The sequence below is a fragment of the Leptospira venezuelensis genome, assembly GCF_002150035.1.
Classification (GTDB): Bacteria; Spirochaetota; Leptospiria; order Leptospirales; family Leptospiraceae; genus Leptospira_B; species Leptospira_B venezuelensis.
The window spans coordinates 308,936-327,024 of sequence record NZ_NETS01000010.1; the positions used below are offsets into that span (position 1 = coordinate 308,936).

Annotated in this window: 17 protein-coding genes and 3 tRNA genes; 9 read left to right on the top strand and 11 right to left on the bottom strand. The window is 38.9% G+C overall.

The features are described from left to right. Positions 1-15: 15 nt before the first annotated feature. From B1C82_RS08675 to B1C82_RS08695, 5 genes are all read right to left on the bottom strand, one after another. Positions 16-1,191 (bottom strand): Acg family FMN-binding oxidoreductase, encoded by a 1,176-nt coding sequence (locus B1C82_RS08675; RefSeq protein WP_086447213.1) that lies wholly within the window; start codon positions 1,189-1,191, stop codon positions 16-18. Between the two features lie 51 nt (positions 1,192-1,242). Continuing rightward, complete coding sequence (locus B1C82_RS08680) at positions 1,243-1,704, bottom strand: SAM-dependent methyltransferase (RefSeq protein ID WP_086448527.1); 462 nt, start codon at positions 1,702-1,704, stop codon at positions 1,243-1,245. Between the two features lie 137 nt (positions 1,705-1,841). Beyond that, a complete protein-coding gene (locus B1C82_RS08685; RefSeq protein WP_234008246.1) occupies positions 1,842-2,438 on the bottom strand; it encodes a hypothetical protein in 597 nt (198 codons plus the stop codon). Positions 2,439-2,675: 237 nt separating this feature from the next. Beyond that, on the bottom strand, positions 2,676-3,332 hold the full coding sequence (locus tag B1C82_RS08690) for a hypothetical protein (RefSeq protein WP_157894118.1): 657 nt from the start codon (positions 3,330-3,332) through the stop codon (positions 2,676-2,678). A 52-nt stretch (positions 3,333-3,384) separates the two neighbouring features. Continuing rightward, positions 3,385-4,125, bottom strand: coding sequence for a hypothetical protein (locus B1C82_RS08695; protein ID WP_086447216.1), 741 nt, complete (start codon positions 4,123-4,125; stop codon positions 3,385-3,387). A 129-nt stretch (positions 4,126-4,254) separates the two neighbouring features. Here B1C82_RS08695 and sppA point away from each other — a divergent pair, with 129 nt between their 5' ends. From sppA to B1C82_RS08730, 7 genes are all read left to right on the top strand, one after another. Then, the gene (gene sppA / locus B1C82_RS08700) at positions 4,255-5,220 is read left to right on the top strand and encodes a signal peptide peptidase SppA (protein WP_086447217.1); all 966 of its coding nucleotides are present in this window, start codon (positions 4,255-4,257) and stop codon (positions 5,218-5,220) included. Positions 5,221-5,224: 4 nt separating this feature from the next. After that, the gene (locus B1C82_RS08705) at positions 5,225-5,827 is read left to right on the top strand and encodes a hypothetical protein (protein WP_086447218.1); all 603 of its coding nucleotides are present in this window, start codon (positions 5,225-5,227) and stop codon (positions 5,825-5,827) included. A 10-nt stretch (positions 5,828-5,837) separates the two neighbouring features. Then, positions 5,838-6,590 carry a 5'/3'-nucleotidase SurE gene (gene surE / locus B1C82_RS08710; RefSeq protein WP_086447219.1) on the top strand — a complete coding sequence of 251 codons (753 nt, stop codon included), beginning with the start codon at positions 5,838-5,840 and terminating at the stop codon, positions 6,588-6,590. Then, entirely contained in the window at positions 6,591-7,304 is a 714-nt protein-coding gene (locus B1C82_RS08715) for a tetratricopeptide repeat protein (RefSeq protein ID WP_086447220.1), read from the top strand. A gap of 35 nt (positions 7,305-7,339) precedes the next feature. After that, a tRNA-Pro gene (locus tag B1C82_RS08720) sits at positions 7,340-7,411 on the top strand. An 18-nt stretch (positions 7,412-7,429) separates the two neighbouring features. Continuing rightward, positions 7,430-7,506 (top strand) — tRNA-Arg (locus B1C82_RS08725). A 6-nt stretch (positions 7,507-7,512) separates the two neighbouring features. Continuing rightward, positions 7,513-7,588 (top strand) — tRNA-His (locus tag B1C82_RS08730). A gap of 197 nt (positions 7,589-7,785) precedes the next feature. Here the strand turns inward: B1C82_RS08730 and B1C82_RS08735 are convergent. The 3 genes from B1C82_RS08735 to B1C82_RS08745 form a co-directional block, all read right to left on the bottom strand. Beyond that, on the bottom strand, positions 7,786-8,694 hold the full coding sequence (locus tag B1C82_RS08735) for a bifunctional helix-turn-helix transcriptional regulator/GNAT family N-acetyltransferase (protein WP_086447221.1): 909 nt from the start codon (positions 8,692-8,694) through the stop codon (positions 7,786-7,788). Positions 8,695-8,782: 88 nt separating this feature from the next. Beyond that, a complete protein-coding gene (locus B1C82_RS08740) occupies positions 8,783-9,586 on the bottom strand; it encodes a CPBP family intramembrane glutamic endopeptidase (protein WP_086447222.1) in 804 nt (267 codons plus the stop codon). A gap of 17 nt (positions 9,587-9,603) precedes the next feature. After that, positions 9,604-10,200, bottom strand: a complete 597-nt coding sequence (locus tag B1C82_RS08745; RefSeq protein ID WP_234008247.1) for a hypothetical protein — start codon at positions 10,198-10,200, stop codon at positions 9,604-9,606. Between the two features lie 136 nt (positions 10,201-10,336). Between B1C82_RS08745 and B1C82_RS08750 the strand changes: the two genes are divergently transcribed. Together B1C82_RS08750 and trxA are read left to right on the top strand one after the other, a co-directional pair. Then, positions 10,337-11,248 carry a TIGR01777 family oxidoreductase gene (locus tag B1C82_RS08750; protein ID WP_086447224.1) on the top strand — a complete coding sequence of 304 codons (912 nt, stop codon included), beginning with the start codon at positions 10,337-10,339 and terminating at the stop codon, positions 11,246-11,248. Positions 11,249-11,354: 106 nt separating this feature from the next. Then, the gene (gene trxA / locus B1C82_RS08755) at positions 11,355-11,660 is read left to right on the top strand and encodes a thioredoxin (protein ID WP_086447225.1); all 306 of its coding nucleotides are present in this window, start codon (positions 11,355-11,357) and stop codon (positions 11,658-11,660) included. A 167-nt stretch (positions 11,661-11,827) separates the two neighbouring features. Here the strand turns inward: trxA and B1C82_RS08760 are convergent, their stop codons facing one another. The 3 genes from B1C82_RS08760 to B1C82_RS08770 form a co-directional block, all read right to left on the bottom strand. After that, on the bottom strand, positions 11,828-13,555 hold the full coding sequence (locus B1C82_RS08760; protein WP_086447226.1) for an acyl-CoA dehydrogenase family protein: 1,728 nt from the start codon (positions 13,553-13,555) through the stop codon (positions 11,828-11,830). Between the two features lie 159 nt (positions 13,556-13,714). Next, positions 13,715-15,436 carry an alpha-glucosidase gene (locus B1C82_RS08765; protein WP_086448528.1) on the bottom strand — a complete coding sequence of 574 codons (1,722 nt, stop codon included), beginning with the start codon at positions 15,434-15,436 and terminating at the stop codon, positions 13,715-13,717. A 14-nt stretch (positions 15,437-15,450) separates the two neighbouring features. Beyond that, positions 15,451-18,084, bottom strand: a complete 2,634-nt coding sequence (locus B1C82_RS08770) for a bifunctional uridylyltransferase/uridylyl-removing protein GlnD (protein WP_086447227.1) — start codon at positions 18,082-18,084, stop codon at positions 15,451-15,453. Between the last annotated feature and the right edge of the window lie 5 nt (positions 18,085-18,089).

Consider the following 18,089-nt stretch of genomic DNA (forward strand, 5'->3'; position numbering starts at 1 on the left):
ATTATTTGTATCGAATTACAAGACAAACTCTTTCGGGTCTCTTCTCGGGCTATAGTAATGATAGTCACTTCTTCCCAAACGAACCAACATCTGAATTTTTTCTCCCGGTTTTAAGGAAGATTCAAATTCACTCCTTATGAGATCCATTTCAGGATATTCTTGTAATATCTGACTCATCGGATGAAGAGAAAATCCGTTTTTAGTCGCAGCCAAATGTAAACGTAGATAATCTCTTCCTGATTGGACCCAATCGATAACGTTGTTATGATCCGTTTTCAAAAAAATAAATCCTTTTGAACTTTCCACCATAGACGCAAACATATCCATTCCCGCTTTTTTATTTTCAGAAGAATGCCAACTTTCCGCACCATGTTTTAAGAAAAAATTTCGAGCAAAATAATATTTCAAACCGGAAATCCCGTTTGCTCTCAAAGAAAGTCCGTCTTTAAATTTTCCGATCTCTTCGTCGTTGTAACGGAACCAGATCCTAGATTCTTCATATGTATTATAAGTATCTGTTTCCATTTGCATCGCAGCTACTAATTGTTTTCTTAAATTCTCCGAACCTACTTTCTCAACAAATTTTAATTCGGAATATAAAACCGCAGAATCTCTGTGGATCTTTTCAAAATCTTCCTGAGTTAGATCTTCTCCTTCATAAACACTTCTTCGAGTTACTCTTTCAGAAATAAATTCTGATAAAGGATTTTTGATCAGATCATCCTGTTTGTTCAAAACGATTTTAGCGATCGGTTTCTTGCCTATGTCTGCGATCGTATATTTTCCGTCTGGAAAAAGAGAAACTTCTGCAGAATATCCAAGAACCTGAGTACCTAAACTTAAGTTTTCCAGAAAAGTGCCTTGGCCGATATGAATTTGCCGAAAGGTCGGATCTGTATCTTTTAATAAACGTTTCTCATCTACATACAAATATGCAGAAAGATCATTTATAATTTTGAATTTCCAGGGTTGAACATTATGAGGATTGGGAGCGGTAATCCCAATACGAATCGCCTTTAAAATCGGAGAAACACTTTCGGAAAGAAATTCAGGATCGAATGGATTCTTTCTTTCATAATCATATCTTTCCTTCGAAGAACTCTTACAATATTGCAAAACTTGAGAAGTTGAAAGAAAGACACCGAAACTAATACTGTATTTTAAAAATGTTTTTCGACTAATGGAAACCATGGCCGAAAAACCTAAGAGAAATTAATGTATAGTCAATCGAATTCGAGGGAATCATTCCCAATAATTTATCATCAACTCTTTGGACCAATCCGGTTGAGAGATCCCAGACATAGGCAGGAATTCCCTCATTACAGGCTTGATATCTACCACCGGAGTTCCATCAATTGCATCTAAATATTTGACCAAAAGTTTTTTGCCATCCCTTCTCAAAAGTTCTACAATTGTAGAACCGATATGATTCGGGCGATTTTTCTTTCTTTGGGCAAAAATTCCAACCTTAGGCCATCTTTTATTTTCTCTAGGATGTTCACTTCCCAACACAGGTTCAGATCCTACTGCTTTATGAAAAATATATATGATCTCCAAATGAGAGAATGTATCGATCCCATCTAGAGACTCAGCTGGAATATTATCTTCCAACTCGATCTCTGAAACAATTTCCGCCCAGTAGTCATCCTGGATCTCTGATCTTGAGTTTGAGACCTTTGCGATCGGCCGAATCGTAAATTCCATAAAAGCCTCTTTCATCCTAAAAGATATCTTAGGAGACGAATTAAAATGCTCTTAGGCAAGAAATTAATAAGCGAAGTGCTTTAAAATATTAAGAGAATGCGGAACCGACTGATAATGTCGTCCCGCGTTAGGTAGGTTTAATTTCCGGCTTCCGGTTTTGCGTTCAGATATTCTTTGAATTTTTCCAGGTCGGCTTCTACAATCGGGATGGTGATAGGTTCTGAGCCTGAGTATAAACGAATAGAGAACCCGTTGGATTTTAGTATCGCTTCCTCATCTTCCTTTTTCATAAGAAAAGTAGCGTTAAGAAATACTGCAGTGCTCGCATGAGTGCTCACGCTGGTTTTTGCTCCACCGGCACTAGAAGCACCTGTATTACCGGTAGAAAAACCTGTATTATTCGCCGAAGAAGAAGTGCTAGATGTAACAGTAGTTACTGTTTGTGCAGAAACATTTCCAAAAGCTAAAGGAGAAGTTTTTTCTCCGATTTTGAGAAAACCACTACGCTCAATCGGATTATTCATAGTCGTTGCGTGAACCTTGACTCTCGTAACGGTCGGAACTAATGTTTCCTTACCTAATTCGCGAGTAAAATCAAACTCAACAATGTATTTCGTTAGAAATGTATCGATCAGAACACCTGGGAATGATTCCTCTGCCTTAAGTTTTAATTTCAAGTTTACAGTATGAGTATTTTTAAAATTGTCTTTTTTAATCCTTACCGTACCGAACATACATCCAGTCATAACGGATAACAAAATGGACAATATGGATATTCTCTTATACAAGTTGATTCTCCAATTTATATATAGAGTCCAATCACTTGTAAATTTGCGACAGGTCAAGAGAGTATTTTTGAAAATTACGATAATAAATTGAATTAGGTACGTTCTCTCATTTTGGATAACGTTACTTCCTAAGCGGCATATTGACATTTACACTTCATTCGGAACTAGTAATATAGAAAAACATCATTCTTGTTCAATTCCAGGTTTTGCTCTCAGAAATTGTTTTAGAGCCTCTAGGTCTTTATCTATAAATGGAATAGTGATGGGCAAAGCACCTGAATAAAGTCTAATTGCAAAGTATTTAGAATCCAGCAACTCCACTTCTTGTTCTTTCGTTAACAAAAATGTACCAGTAAGTTCCTTATGAGTAGAACTACTAGTACTAGTGGAAGTCTTAGTTTCTGCCGATTGACCTCTTCCAAAAGAGCTAGTAGAATTAGAAAGACCAGAAGAATTATTCTTTGTAGTCGTAGTTGTCGTCACATTAGTATTATAAGTTGTCACAGAACGTGCATCGAGGTTTCCTAAAACCAAGGTCGAGTCCTTAGATCCGATTCTAAAGAAGCCACTCCTTTCCAAAGGGTAACTATCTTCAGCTGCGATAACTGTAAATCTTGCTACTGTTGAATTTGTTTTTGCTTCACCAATCTCCCTAGAAAAATCAAAAATAGTAATGTATTTTACCCAAGTACCTCCGATCCCCTCTTCAGAGATCTGTCTCATTTTCATTGTGACTATATGGGATTTTTTAAAATCATCCTTTATAATGATTACTTTTCCGTAAGTAGTACAACCAACCAATATAGCGAATAAAAGTAATATTGATAATTTTCTGAACAATTGTTTCTCCAATAATAGATTTAATAAATTTTTATTGAACGAAAAGTAAACTTTATTTCTTCTTCTCCATTCCAGGTCGAGCAAGTAGAAAGTTTTCAAGATGTTTTGAATTTTCTTCATCGAAACTGAATGTCAAAGGATAAGCTCCCAAATACAAACGAATACTAAAAGGTTTTCCTTCCAAGATTGCTTGTTCATCTTCTCTTCTTAGCAAAAACATTCCAGTCTGATCTTTACTCGTATGAGAACTGATGGAAGTTCTAGTCTGAGTATTTCCTCTTCCTGAACCAGAAGGTTGCACTTTGGTGAAATCAACAAATCCACCTTTCGCATTCATGATCGCATTTGTGTTGTCGGAGCCAGTATTTGCAAAGTTGGTAGATGTTGTAGTAGTAACGGAAGTATTTGTAACTAACTGGTTTGCAGAATTTCCGATCACAAGTGGGACTACCTTCTCTCCTATTTTCAAGAAACCTGTTTTTTCGATAGCCGGATCGCTCGGGCTTCCATGATACACAAATCTAACAGAAGTAAGAAGGATCTTATCGTTTGGACCAAGTTCCCTGGTAAAATCGAAATAAAAGTAGTAATGATAAGAAGATAACGCTCCAAAATAATCTAAAACATTCTCCTTTGATTTAAGCATTAGCTTCATTTTTACGATATGAGTATTCTTAATATCATCTTTAATAATATTTACTTGTCCAAACCTGAAACCGAAAGTCAGACAACCCTCAGAAAGTAGAGCTAAAACAAAAAACGAAACTAATGTTAAAATCCGGAAAAAATTCACATTCCCATACCTATATTAATACACATATTAAACTTATCCCCTCGTCAAGAGAAACGAGCCACTACTCTTCGTAAAACCGAAGCTCGCTATTTCATTGACAGCGGATCGGTACCAAGATCCACTCTAATTGTGGACCGAAATCGTATCGCATTAGCAGTCACCTTTGTAGTCACCATTCTATCCTTATTCGTAGGACTTATTAATTTAGTATCCAACGTTTCTTCTTCCAAACTAACTAGAGTTGATGCTGGTTCCGGATTCGGAACCGAAAGGCTGGGAGCAGCTCTGATCAAGATAGAAGGAGAAATCCACTCCGGTCATTCCAGCTATGATTCTGCAGGAGCCCAAACCATTTTGGAACAACTTAGAGCGATCGAAGATGATTCCAATATCGTAGGTATCTTAGTAGAGATCAACTCCCCAGGTGGGTCCGTCGGTGCTTCCCAAGAGATCTATAAAGAGTTAATGTATCTCAGAAAAGATAAGAACAAGAAGGTCGTGGTGTCCATGAAGGATATCGCTGCTTCCGGTGGATATTATATAGCCTCTGCTGCAGATAAAATTTTCGCGTTGGGTGGAACTTTGACTGGGTCGATCGGAGTGATCGCAATCGCACCAAATATCAAAGGGCTTTTAGAAAGATACGGAGTAAAAGTCCGCACTTTCAAAGAAGGAAAGTATAAGGACTCTCTTTCTCTATTCCGTGATAATACTCCGGAAGAGGATGCAATGATCCAAAAAATGCTCTCCGATACTTACGAAGAATTCATAGAAGATGTCGCCAAAGGAAGAAATCAAACCGTAAAATTTGTAGAGGCTCTGGCAGAAGGAAGGATTTATTCCGGACAAGACGCATTCCGAAACAAACTGGTAGATGATATCGGTGGCAGAAGAGAAGCGTTAGCAGAACTTTCCAAACTTTGTAATTACGATGGAACTCTCCCTTTATTCGAAGAAGAAGTAAATCCTTGGGAAAGATTTTTCCAACTGATGCAAGCGAAGTCAGGAGGATTTTTCAGCGGAGAAAAAGCATTCCTACAAGAACTCAAACGTTCTCCTGTTTTAGTTTTATATCCTCATTCGATGGCATGGTAATCCTGTGTTGAAAGAATTATTCAACAGATTTATAGATCTTTTAGATGCAGTACTATTCGAACCATTTCGAGTAGAGAATGTAATTTCTTCTTGGGGAACTTATCCGCTCAAACTAGTAGGCGGTTTTGTCCTGGGGCTTGCAGCAGTAAGTACAGGGGCCGGTTATGTATTCATCACTCCCCCATTTACTGGCAGAAGTTTCGGACAATTCCTAATAGCAGCATTAACTCATTTATTATTCTTCATGCTTTTGCCTTATGCAATTGCATTCATAGTGGACGGACTTGCTCAGTCCAGAGGAAAAAAGGGAAACGCGAATATCACTTTTAGATTTGTAAATCTTTCTCTTTCTCTTTTCATTTCTAACGCTGCCTGGGCCATTCTTCTAGCTCAGTTAGGAGTAAAAGGCGGTTTCGGAGTAATTACTTTATATTCTATCCATTACGGATTGTTTATAGCGGTTTTAATTCGTGGAACTTCTTATATTTATGACCTGAAATTTAGGGATTCCATTCGCATCAACATTACCACGTTTATAGTAACATTCTTTCTTCCTTTGGCAATGTATTCTTCGATGATCACATCGTTTAATCCTTCTCTTCCGTAAATTACATAATATGAATATTCTAATCACCAACGACGACGGTATCTCTTCCAATGGGATCCTTGCTTTGGAAAAAGTTCTAGGAAAAGAACATAATACTTATTTGATCGCTCCCCTAAAAGAACGATCCGCAACTTCGATGGCGCTGAGCATTCATGATTCCTTAAGAGTGGAAAGAGTGAATGAGAACCATTATATAGTAGATGGATTCCCAGTGGACTGTGTGAATATCGGACTTCACGGAAACATCTTCCCTAAAATTGATTTGGTGCTCTCTGGAATCAACCGAGGAGTCAATATGGGGCATGATGTTCATTACTCCGGAACGGTGGGAGCAGCAAGGCATGGCGCCATTCATAATAGAAAAAGTGTGGCGGTCAGTTCTGGGAACTGGAACAAGAATTACGATTATATCAAAGAAGCAGAATTGGTCCATGAGGTTCTGAATTCATGGATAGATGAATTTATTTCCGGAATAGTTTATAATATTAATATTCCCGAAAAATTCGAAAACTCACTTTCTTCTATTGAAGTGGCAAAGTTGGGCAGAAGGACCTATGTGGATACTTACGAGGCCAAGCCAATCATAGGAGGAATCTCAGACTTTTTCTTAGGAGGCTCAGACCTAGGACATGTTCCTGAAGAAGGTACTGATTTCGATATATTCTTCCGTGGGAAAATACCAATCACACCTTTAAGTTTAGATCAAACTTCTCCAATTGAATTGGAGGAATTTAGAAAAAAGATCCGGGTTAAATCGAAGTAAATGGAAAAGAAAACTTCTAGAAAAATCCCAGCCAAAAGAAGAATTTTCACTGAAATTCTAAAAGAGAATTATACGATCGCGCTCACCTTGATTGATCGGGAAATTTCCGAAACTGGAAAAGATCCAGAATTACTTTATAATTTTGCAATATGTTGTTCTAGAACTGGAAACCACAAAAAGTGCGTTTCAGTAATCGAAGAACTTTTAGAAGAATTCCCAAAATTCTCAGAAAGAGACAACTCATTCAGAATGATGATCTATTCTCTAATCCGGACTGGAGATTATAAAACTGCTCTGGCTAAAACAGAAGAACGTCTCAAACTTTCTTTGGATGATATCATTCTCCTTTCGCTAAAAGCTTCCGCTTTAGAGAAATCAGGGGATACGAAAGCCGCAATAGAAACTCATCTAAGAATTTTACGCCTAAGACCGGAGCAAAAAAACAGCCTAAATTCGGTGGCCTATCTACTTTTGGAGGGAAAAGAACCGAATCCGGAAGAATTAAAACTGGCGATGGAAAACATCAAACGTGCATTACAATTGGATCCGGATAATCCAGCCTATTTGGATTCTTTCGGAGTTCTACTTTCCAAATTGGGAAAACCAGAAGAAGCCAGAAAAGCCTTCGAAAAAGCAATTACCAAAGCTCCAACCGAAGATATCATTTTAGAACACTTGAAAAAACTATCTCAAACAAATAGACAAGCGACTTGACACCTCGCCCTTCCGCGAAATCATGGACTTCGATCCGGGATGTAGCGCAGTGGTAGCGCATCTGTTTTGGGTACAGAGGGTCGCAGGTTCAAATCCTGTCATCCCGAATTCCTCTTTCTCAAAGAGACTCGGTAGCTCAGTTGGATAGAGCAACTGCCTTCTAAGCAGTGGGTCGGGGGTTCGAATCCCTCTCGGGTCACCAAATATGGTGGACGTAGCTCAGTTGGTAGAGCTCCAGATTGTGGTTCTGGCTGTCGCGGGTTCAAGCCCCGTCGTTCACCCCAGTTTTCTCTCCAAATCCCAAACAACAAAATCAACTAATATAATACTATTGGCTTGAAGCTTTTGCACGAAAGCGTTTGCAGCGATCCTTAGAGAGCGTCGTAAACGCCCTGCGAGCCAGGACGGCGAAGCAAGTGCAAAAGATGCCGTGGAGCCAAGTCGAGCAGACGCGAGACTGCATAACGGCAAGCCCCGTCGTTCACCCCAGTTTTCTCTTCAAATCCCATCTCTCTTCTATTAAACCTTTTTTCCAAATTTGATTTTGCTTAGATTCGGAAAGTACAAAGCCGAAATGTTTATATAAATTTCTCGCTGCATCCAAATTATTCAAAGTCCAAAGAAAAATGGAAACGTTTTGGGACTTTGCATAATCAACTGCAAGTGTAAGTAATTTTTTTCCAATTCCCAAATTTCTAAATTCAGGTTCGGTATAGAACCAACGAATCTGAGAAAGTCTTTTTTCGGAATGAACAATTGCAATCGCTCCCGCGATCTTTCCATTTGATTCTGCGATCCATACCTTATCAAATTCAGTTTTTCGTTTTAAATATTCAGACATTCCATATATCAAATATTCTTCGAATGAATCGTTAAACTTATATTCATCTCGGTACAAGACTGCTTGTCTATGGATCATGTAACCCAAATCTCCCAACTTTGCTTCTCGATAGATCACCGGAGAAATTGCTTTTGAGAGCACTCTTCTTACTGAATTCATAGAAGAAACCAGTTCTTTCTTACCAAGATCTGAACAATCTTCTATTAAACCCGAAATTTGTGAATTAGAAGCAAGAATCAATTTGTTTAAGACATCCTTTCCTTTTTTAGTAAGTTCCAAATGAAGGATACGAGAATCCTCTGAATTAGGAGTTCTCTTTAGTATCTTCTTCTTTTCAAATTGTTGAATAGTTCGACTTAAATAGCCTTTATCCAAATTTAGTAAACGTACCAATTGAACTGCGGTAGTCTCTTTCGAATGTCCGATCTCGTACAATAATCTCGCTTCGGTTAAAGAGTATTCGCTATCCAAAAAATGATTATTCAGTAATCCTAATGCATTAGTATAATACCTATTGAATTCGCGAATAGAATCTACATAACCTTTCATAACGGGATATTATTGCAATTAGTTGCTTTTAGCAACTAATAAATTTCTAAATGGCAAGATTCCTTATCACATATCACATACTAACGTTCTACTTTGCAAAAAACATTACAATCCCAGCTATTGTGATATCCGCAAAGAAATGCACTAACACCGGATAATAAATTCCCTTACTCAAGATCCGAATAAGCCCAGTCATTAAACCGTAAATCCCAGCGAGTACTACACCCACCCAACCTCTCGGGAACCCATACAAATGTAAGATCCCAAAACTTAGGGCCTGGACAGCGAGGGCCCAAAAAAGTGAAAACCTCGCGGTCATTAATGCCTCGAATAAGATCCCTCTAAATAAAAATTCTTCTGCAATAGCATTTATAATCGCAAAACCTATACCTGCCGCAATCAAGACTGGAATATCTCCTTTTGGAAAATTCTCTTTGATATCACTTATATCAGGATCCAAAAGATAAAACCAAAGGAACAAAGCAATACTTGCAGAAAATATAAATAGAACAGAAAGTCCTAAAACTTGTTTAGAAATTTCACCTTTTGCCCACCATCTTAATAGCCCAGCTTTACGAATTTTCAAAAAGGCGAAGAAGTAGAAAAATAAGGCAAGAATCAATGTCCCAGGCCAAAGGTTTTTGGCATAAGGAAATATATTAATAAAAGTTAATACGAATAACGGGATATTTAAATATAATAAGGATTTCCATTTAAACTGAAAACCGATAAGCAGAAACAGAAAGAGCAGAACAGGAACTACAAATAAGGCCCGAACTTCTTCAAAAACTGAAACGCTGAAAACCGCAATAGAAAGAAAAATAAACAAACTTTCCCGGTCGTCAGCTTTGTATTCAGGTAAATCAATTCTGTCGGTTTTAGAAAAATTCATTCAAATAGCTGAAAAAATTATTCGAAGAGTTGGATATCTTTAATACAAGAATCAGGCCCGATTTTTTCAAAAGTACCTTGCACGGCCCAAATCCAAATTCCATTCGGATATTCCTTTTGGGGAACAGGACCCGCGTCCTTCTTCAGATAGATCGTAGCAATTTCAGATCCTGAAAAATCCAAAACAATAGAACTATATTCCGTGTCATCTGGAAGCCTAGATTCCTTATCCACATTGATTGCTTCTCTGTCTAAAACTTTGAGAGAAAGAGGGGGAGTATTCCTAGAACAAGCGATCACTTTCAGACCTTTCCAATTTGTAGGCACATAAATCCCAGACTTGAGGCGATGTGAAAGTCTTAACTCCAGATCGAAATCCATTTTCATGGAAGAAGGTTTTAACTTTCTCCACTCAGTATCTAAATTTCCATCTGCTAAATACGGCGCTTGAGAAGAACGATCTACTAGATAAGAATCTGTGAAATCGAATCGTAAAAAAGGAGGTTCCGATTTATAGGATTCTAACTTGGAATTCGTGGTAGAATACAGATAATAATTGGAAAAAACTAGTCCGGCAACGAAAACTGCTGCCCAAATTTTTGAAACGGCGTTCAATTTTAAAAAATCCACTCATTCAAGTATGTCGATTTCCTAACCCGGAATCAAGAAGGATTTCCTTTCTTCTTGTCGAAAGAAAACCGATTTCGAATCATGATCCCGGAAAGAAATTTCTCAAAAGGCGGTTCGCGAAATGCTTATTGGAATTACCGGCGGCACGGGACTCATAGGATCCATGTTGGCGATCCGCTTGAAGGCAGAAGGACATAGAGTCCGAATTTTCAGCAGAAGTGGAAAATTGCCGCCCAGACTCCAAAGAATTTCAGAATGGGACGTTAGGATAGGCTCACTTCCCACTCGAGCAGATTTGGAAGGAGTAAACGTTCTAATTAACTTAGCCGGTGAACCAATCGCAGGAGTTCGATGGACGCCAGAATATAAACAAAGGATCCGTTCTTCTCGTGTAGACTTTACGAGAGACCTTGTAGCAAGACTTGTATCCATGGGAGAGTTCGCGCCCAAAACATTCTTCAACTCTTCTGCAATCGGGATCTATGGATCTTATGATGCAGGAACTCCACCATTCGACGAAGATAGTCCTGCTTCAGACGATGAGTTAGGCAGCCTATGCAAAGACTGGGAAGAAGAAGCACTCGAAGCAGAAAAAGCAGGTATCCGAACCGTCCTCTTAAGAACTGGAGTTGTTCTAACCACAGAAGGTGGAGCACTCGCAACAATGCTTCCCGCATTTAAATTATTTGCAGGCGGCCCGATCGGAAGTGGAAACCAAATACTGTCTTGGATCCATATCGAAGACCAACTTTCAGCAATCATGTTTCTGATCAGAAAAGAAGAAGCGAAAGGAGCATTCAATCTTGTATCTCCTGAACCTCTTTCCAATGAGCAGTTCTCCAAGGTTCTTGCAAAAACTTTAGGACGCCCTTCGTTCGCAAGAGTTCCTACTTTTGCACTCTCACTTGCATTAGGCGAAGGTGCCATCGTGGCAACTCATGGCCAAAGAGTGGTGCCAAAAAGGCTCCAAGAACTGGGCTATAAATTCAGATATCCGAATCTAGAAGCTGCTCTTAGAAATTTACTAGGATAGTCGCATTGCTCGCGGACTATAAAAGTTTTTCGAAAAATTTTCCAAACTTCTAAAAACGGCTTCCCATCCAATTTAGAATGAGTCTAATCTCTGTATGGAAAACACAATGCCTGGTTCATTCAACGAACTTCTCAAAACACATGATAAACCCATCCTAGTAGATTTCTGGGCCGAATGGTGCGGTCCTTGTAAAATGGTAGCCCCTGAGCTGGAAAAATTTGCACAAGCTCACCCTGGGCAAGTCACCGTAGTAAAAGTCAATATAGATGAAAAACCTGAATTGGCTCAACAATACGGAGTTCAATCTATTCCGACTCTGATGTTATTCAAAGGCGGAGAGATCGCTGAGAAAGTGGTGGGAGCAATTCCACAGGCACAGATGGAGAAAGTTTTTGCCCCTAAATTGGCTTAACTTTTTACACACGATCCGACAAGCGTTTGGGGCGACTCACTCGCTTCGCTCGGACCGTGCTACTCCAGACTACGCGTTCGCTTCGGTCTCGGCATATCCAATTAAATATCCTTAATATATTATAGATCGGCCGTGACCGCTTCGCGTCTTGCGTATCACTGTCGCAATTACCAATTCACAATCTCGTCTACTTCTTCCTGATCCAAACGGAAAGAATCATAATCCCCAAAGGTTTTAGGAAGAGTCCTAAATAAGAAGGCTCCAAATCCTTTAGCAAAAGAATCGAATTTAGATTTTTTAGAACCTGATGTTCTATCAAAAACTGCCTGCTCCAAAAATTCAGAAAGTACAAGCGCACCGTAAGCCTGGTCGGAAAGATCAACTCTGTATGTTTCCTTCCATTCCCTAGGTTTCTCTTCTATATTCTTATTCCAGTCCAATAAAAGATTTTCTCCTAATTCTGCGGCAGCCTTTAACTCAGGGTATTTTTTAGCAGAGTCAAAATTTTTCTTTAGTTCTGAAACGAAAGAATCTCTGATCTTAGCACGATTCATAGCACCAAGTGCGTGATCCGTGATGATCAAATGAGTTCCTTCCCAGGTTTCATTGATAATACAATCATTATGAAGTCTAGGCAAACAAGTGTAATCACCGATAATTCCGGAACCACCCAAAGCCATGATCGCCCTATGAGTGATCTGAGAAGAAAGCGAAGAAGATCTATATTTCATCAAAGGAGTTGAGATTTGCTCTGCTAAAATCCCTTTTTGGGTCCAATCAATCCCGCGGAAAATCGGCATCACCAGAGCAGCATACAAAATCCTCATCTCCGCGAGTTCTCTGGAATATGCAGGAAAATCCTGGATCTTCTTTCCATAAGCTGTTCGATATCTGGAATATTCTCTTGCTTCCATAAATGCTCTTCTGGACATTCCAGATGCAGCAAGACCCACATGGACTCGTGAAGTTCGGATCACGTAACGAATCAGGTTTGCGATCCCGTGAGCTGGTCTTCCTAAAGCCTCAGCTTCCAGGTCTTCGTATACGATCTCTACGGTAAGTTTTCCTTTTGAACCTATAATATCTTTTTTTCTTAAGATATGGTGTCCGTTCAATTCTCCATTGTCTTTGATCCTAGGGACCAGGAATAATCCTACTGTTTCTGTATCTTCTATCTTAGCCGTTGTGACCCAAAGATCCCCCGGATTGGAACAGAACCATTTTTCTCCATTTAAGATCCATTTTCCGTCTTCGCCCTTACGAGCTACTGTACGATTTGCCCCGACATTACTTCCACCCACTCTTTCGGTAACATATTGTCCCGCCATAAAATGAGAGAAGGAACCCTTTCCTGCTACTAAAGGAAGATATTTCTTTTTTTGTTCATCCGTTCCAATTCCCTGAAGAACTCGGATCATACCTTCTGTCATTGCTAAAGGACAGGTTACTCCACCTTCTCCATTTTGGTTGGCAAGATAAGTTAAAGCCTGCCTGTGAAGATCTGTAAAAGGAAACTTCCATTCATCATGAAAATCTAAATTAACAATTCCATAATCATAAGAGATCTTTCTAGAAAGTTTTTGTTCGTGAGAATAAGCAATATGATCTATACGGTTTCCGGTTCTATCGTATTTGATAACGTCTCCATATTTACCTTCTTTATGAGAAGCTTCAGTAAGTTCGTCTAAGATACCGCCGACCAATTCCCCGTAACCGCTGAGATGGGCCAACATTGCTTTTTTATGGTCCGGTTTGTAATCGGAAGAGTATCGTTCTATTACTCTCTGTAGGATCTTATCCTCTTCGTAAAAGTTTTTGCCCCTATTTCCTTTATAACCGGTTAAGTCATAAGAAGATAAACCTGGGTTCTCGGCTAAACGTAATGGATGATTCATAATATTTCCTTTTAAAGAACGGCGACCTGAATACCACTATCATAAGCGAATACAACTCGACCGCCAGAACTTTTTAGTTCAGAACACTATGCATCGAACATCGTTTGTTTGGAAGAAAAAGTATAGCAAAGGTTATAGAACCAGAAAAACAGGTTTTTCTTAATATTCTAAAACCAATCCTTCATAAGGTGCTATCTCGAATACTACTGGGATCTCCATCTTCTCAGGTTTTCTATGAGTAGAGATGAGTATCTGAGCGGTACGATTCGCGTTTGCTACTATCTTTTTGGATTCATTCTCAAAGTTCAAAATGATCAGACATTTTTTCTTTTCGAACTCTCTGGTATATTGCAGAACACCTGGAGGAGAATCATAATCCAAGGCAAGAGTTCCTTTTTTCAGGATATCATTACCTTTTCTAAGCCATATTAGTTTTTTATAAAAATTTAATAAACTTTCAATAGATCTGGATTGAGTCTCTACGTTTACAGATTCGTATCTGGAAAAAACTGGAAGCCAAGGTTCTCCTTTGCTGAATCCGCCGTTCACATCTCCGGACCAACACATAGGAAGTCTACAATTGTCTCTGCTTGGATACACCGGCCAATATCTAATTCCGACCGGATCTTGGATGCGATTTTTGGGGACTCTTTCGTCCATCATCCCGAGCTCTTCTCCATAATATAAGAATGGAGTTCCTCTTAGGGTTAAGAGCATTAGGGCTGCGATTTTGGCTCTTGCTGTCGTCTCTTTTCCTTTAGAATATCTGGTGATATGTCTACGGAAATCATGATTACTTAATGTATAATTCGGCCAGCCCTTGTCTCGGAGATACTTCTCCCATTCCTTGATTACGTCCCTGAATTTTTCGGCCTTCCACGGAGTATAAAAGAAAGCAAAGTTAAATGCGAGATGAAGTTCATCACCTTTCGCACCGTAATAAGAAGCAGGAAGTGCACTTGTACCGGGAGGCTCCATCATCACTTCACCTACGGACATTCTATCTCCGTACGAATCCAAAAGTTTTCTGAGGTCCTTTAGGATATCGTGCATCTCAGGACGATCACGATCATAGATATGATTTTGTTGGTCGAAAGGTCTCGCGATCCATCTTTTACGAGGATTACTTCTTAACTCTGAATCCTTGACAAAAAGATTCACAACATCCAGACGAAATCCATCCACTCCAAGATCCAACCAGTTCTTGACCATGGAGAAGATTGCTTTTTTAACTTCCGGATTTCTCCAATTTAAGTCAGGTTGTTCCACTAAGAAAGAATGATAATAATACTGATCTGTAGTTTTATCTAAGGTCCACGCTCTTCCGCCAAACGTTCCCATCCAATTATTCGGAGGTTTTCCGTTAACAGGATCTTTCCAAATATACCAATCTCGCTTAGGATTGTCTTTGGAAGATTTAGATTCTAAAAACCAAGGATGTTGATGAGAGGTATGATTTGCAACCAGGTCCATGATGATCCTGATCTTACGTTTATGAGCTTCTTTTAATAAACGTTTGAATGTATCCAAATTTCCGAATACAGGATCGATACTTTCGTAATCCGAAATATCGTATCCGAAATCATACATAGGAGAAGGATAAATAGGAGAAAGCCAGATGGCATCAATGCCGAGAGAATTTGGAGTCCCATCATTCAGATAATCTAACTTTTGGATGATACCTTCTAGATCGCCGATGCCATCGTCATTAGCATCGTTAAAACTTCTAGGATAGATCTGATAAACAACTGCGTTCTTCCACCAATCCGCATCTACCTTTTTGGTCTTGCGAGATTGGCTAGGCTTTTTACTCAGCCGAGCCGATGTCGTGGTTTCTTTTTTTCTTTTAGAAGTGACTGTGGAACGACTACCCGAATCCATACTGGGGACCATTTTCAAAAAACGAGTTCCCCTGTCATCCTTTCCACTGGCTGTATTCTTAAGATCTTATCTTCCAGAGATTTTAACAATTCTGCATCTTTGACCTGTTCCCCGTCCTTAGTCTGGAGATAGAATGAGTCATAAGCATAATCTGCGGAAGTTGAGACCCTTAAATGAGAAACTTTTAAACCAAAATCGAATACTTTTCTTAAGATCCTATACACTAAACCAACCATATCCGGCATTCTGACTTCCATGATGGTAGTATCCGTAATATCTTCGTTTGAAAAACGAACAGAACGATTGATGATACTTTCCGGTATCGTCTTACGTGGATTCCATTCTGTCCTTTCAAAAGCAATACTATCTCTTTGTAATTCTCCGGAGGCCATTAATCTAAGTTTACCTTCCATTCTGGAAAGTTTTTCTGAAGAAATATTGCCACTACCTTGTGGATCCGTTACTTGAAGAATGTGGATCTGGAATTCTTCAAATGTATAACTTTGCATCCCGACTAAACTCAGACCCTCTGAAGAAACAGAACAGCATAAGTCTAATAAGATTTCAGGTATATTACGGCTTACCACTTCCACCGTTACAAAAGCAGGATCTTGTTCTGAATCCAAGAGAAGGACTGAGTTCGCATCTTGGCTAAGAGAAGTAATCGATTTAAAATATTTTAATATTTTTCGGTTTGAAACGGTTTTTAAAAAACTTTCAGGGATAACAGAATATGCAAAGGAAGCAATCGTTTTAGAAATTTTAGGATCTTGCCCTTCTTTTTCGGTCAAATAGGTTACAAGATCTTTAGAAAGAGAAATTCTTTCCTCTTCTCCATAAGGATCTTCCGCATCAGTTCTTTTATTTCTGAAGAAGTCTATAGAGTTTTTATAAAGTTCGTTTAAGATGGCCTTTTTCCAATTCGTAAGAACATTTGTGCCTACCGACTTGGTATCAATGATAGTTAGAATGTATAAAAGTTTCAATCTCTCCGGATTAGAAACGGTTCTTGCAAAATTACGTATAAGTTTTTTATCCGAAATATCTCTTTTGGAAGAAAGTTCCGACATCAGAATATGTTTTTCTACTAAGAAACGAAATAGATCAGTATCTTCTTCAGATAAACCCAAACGAGAGCCTACAGAAACTGCAAGTTCTGCACCGTATTCTGAATGGTCCCCTTCTTTTACTTTTCCAGCATCATGCAGAAGAATTGCTAAAGCCAAAATTTCGGTCTTCTCACATTCTCCATAAACTTCTAAAATTTCTCTGTCTTCGAACTCTCCCTTGTCCAAACGATCCAATTCATGAAGAATAAGAAGAGTATGCTCGTCCACAGTGAACTCATGATGATAACTGAACAAAGGAAAATTTGTACATGCGCCAAACTCAGGAAGAAGTTCACCAAGGACCTGGCATTCATGCATTAGTTTCAGTATTCTTCCTCTGTCTTTTTTGTTCTGCAGAATACTGATAAACCCACCGTTCACTTCCGCAGAATATCTGAAGTCATCATCCAAAAAGTGAGAAGCAAATCTGATCTCGCTCAGCAAACCACCGGAAACCTCGAAACCCGTTTCCTGGATCATTCTGAATATAAGCAAAATATCTTTGTATAATGTATGAGGATCCGCGAAAAGATTTCCCTCGCTCGGCGGAAAGATCGTATTCCCTATCTTTAAGAAGCGAATACCTTCGTAGTCGAAATTCTGGGCTTCTCCTTTTTTCTGAGCCGCCAATAAAGAATCCAAGTAAACACGAACTATAAAAAATATATTCTTTTGATGGCTATAGAGAGTATTCATAAACTTCTCTATGGTTTGCATCTCTTCTTTTTTACCAAAGCCAAGATACTCCGCCACTTCAGGTTGCAGATTCAGATCCAAACGATCATGTTTTCTACCTGTAAGAATATGAAGTGCAGTTCTGACTCGCATCAAAAAATCATAAGCTTCTTCTAATGCTTGGACTTCTCCGCTTTGGAAAACAGGAAGAACCGCAAGTCCTCCAAGAGAACGGATTGGACTCCTGGATTTTTCGGTCCAATATAAATACTGAATATCTCTTAAACCGCAGAGATCTGTTTTTAAATTCGGTTCCGAAAGAAGAATAGGTCGCCCTTCTCTTAGAAACCTTTCCGAAAGCTGATCCTCTTTCGCTTGGTTATATCTAGCTGCAAACTTAGGAGGAAGTTTTGCCAAAAACTCTTCTTGGTATTTTTTGAATAATTCCTTGGAACCAGTTAAGAATCGACTATCTAGAACAGCATGAAAGCTGGACATATCATCCAAATAACGAAATGATTCCTTAATAGTTCTGCAAGTATGTCCTACTTCTTTTCCGGAATCGTAAAGATAAGTATTAATGGAAGAAATGATCTCTGAAAGTTTAGAATCCGGAACTCCATTATGTAAATATAATATATCCACATCCGAATGAGGGGCCATTTCCATACGTCCGTAACCGCCTAAAGCAATTACTGTTACCTCTTCCCCTTTTTTTAAAATACCGGACGACTTTTCAAACCTAGTCCTTAAAAAAGAATCTATGATGAATGTAAGCTGGCGAGCAACCAAGCGGCCTGAGACCGCCCTACTTTTTTCCAAAAGCCTTTGAAAACTATAGGAGATATCTAATTCTAAAGGCAAGGTCA

Coding starts and splice junctions, on each gene's coding strand:
- B1C82_RS08675 (WP_086447213.1), bottom strand. CDS start 1,191: ATGGTTTCCATTAGTCGAAAAACATTTTTAAAATACAGTATTAGTTTC.
- B1C82_RS08680 (WP_086448527.1), bottom strand. CDS start 1,704: ATGGAATTTACGATTCGGCCGATCGCAAAGGTCTCAAACTCAAGATCA.
- B1C82_RS08685 (WP_234008246.1), bottom strand. CDS start 2,438: ATGTTCGGTACGGTAAGGATTAAAAAAGACAATTTTAAAAATACTCAT.
- surE (WP_086447219.1), top strand. CDS start 5,838: ATGAATATTCTAATCACCAACGACGACGGTATCTCTTCCAATGGGATC.
- B1C82_RS08715 (WP_086447220.1), top strand. CDS start 6,591: ATGGAAAAGAAAACTTCTAGAAAAATCCCAGCCAAAAGAAGAATTTTC.
- B1C82_RS08735 (WP_086447221.1), bottom strand. CDS start 8,694: ATGAAAGGTTATGTAGATTCTATTCGCGAATTCAATAGGTATTATACT.
- B1C82_RS08740 (WP_086447222.1), bottom strand. CDS start 9,586: ATGAATTTTTCTAAAACCGACAGAATTGATTTACCTGAATACAAAGCT.
- B1C82_RS08750 (WP_086447224.1), top strand. CDS start 10,337: ATGCTTATTGGAATTACCGGCGGCACGGGACTCATAGGATCCATGTTG.
- trxA (WP_086447225.1), top strand. CDS start 11,355: ATGCCTGGTTCATTCAACGAACTTCTCAAAACACATGATAAACCCATC.
- B1C82_RS08760 (WP_086447226.1), bottom strand. CDS start 13,555: ATGAATCATCCATTACGTTTAGCCGAGAACCCAGGTTTATCTTCTTAT.
- B1C82_RS08765 (WP_086448528.1), bottom strand. CDS start 15,436: ATGGATTCGGGTAGTCGTTCCACAGTCACTTCTAAAAGAAAAAAAGAA.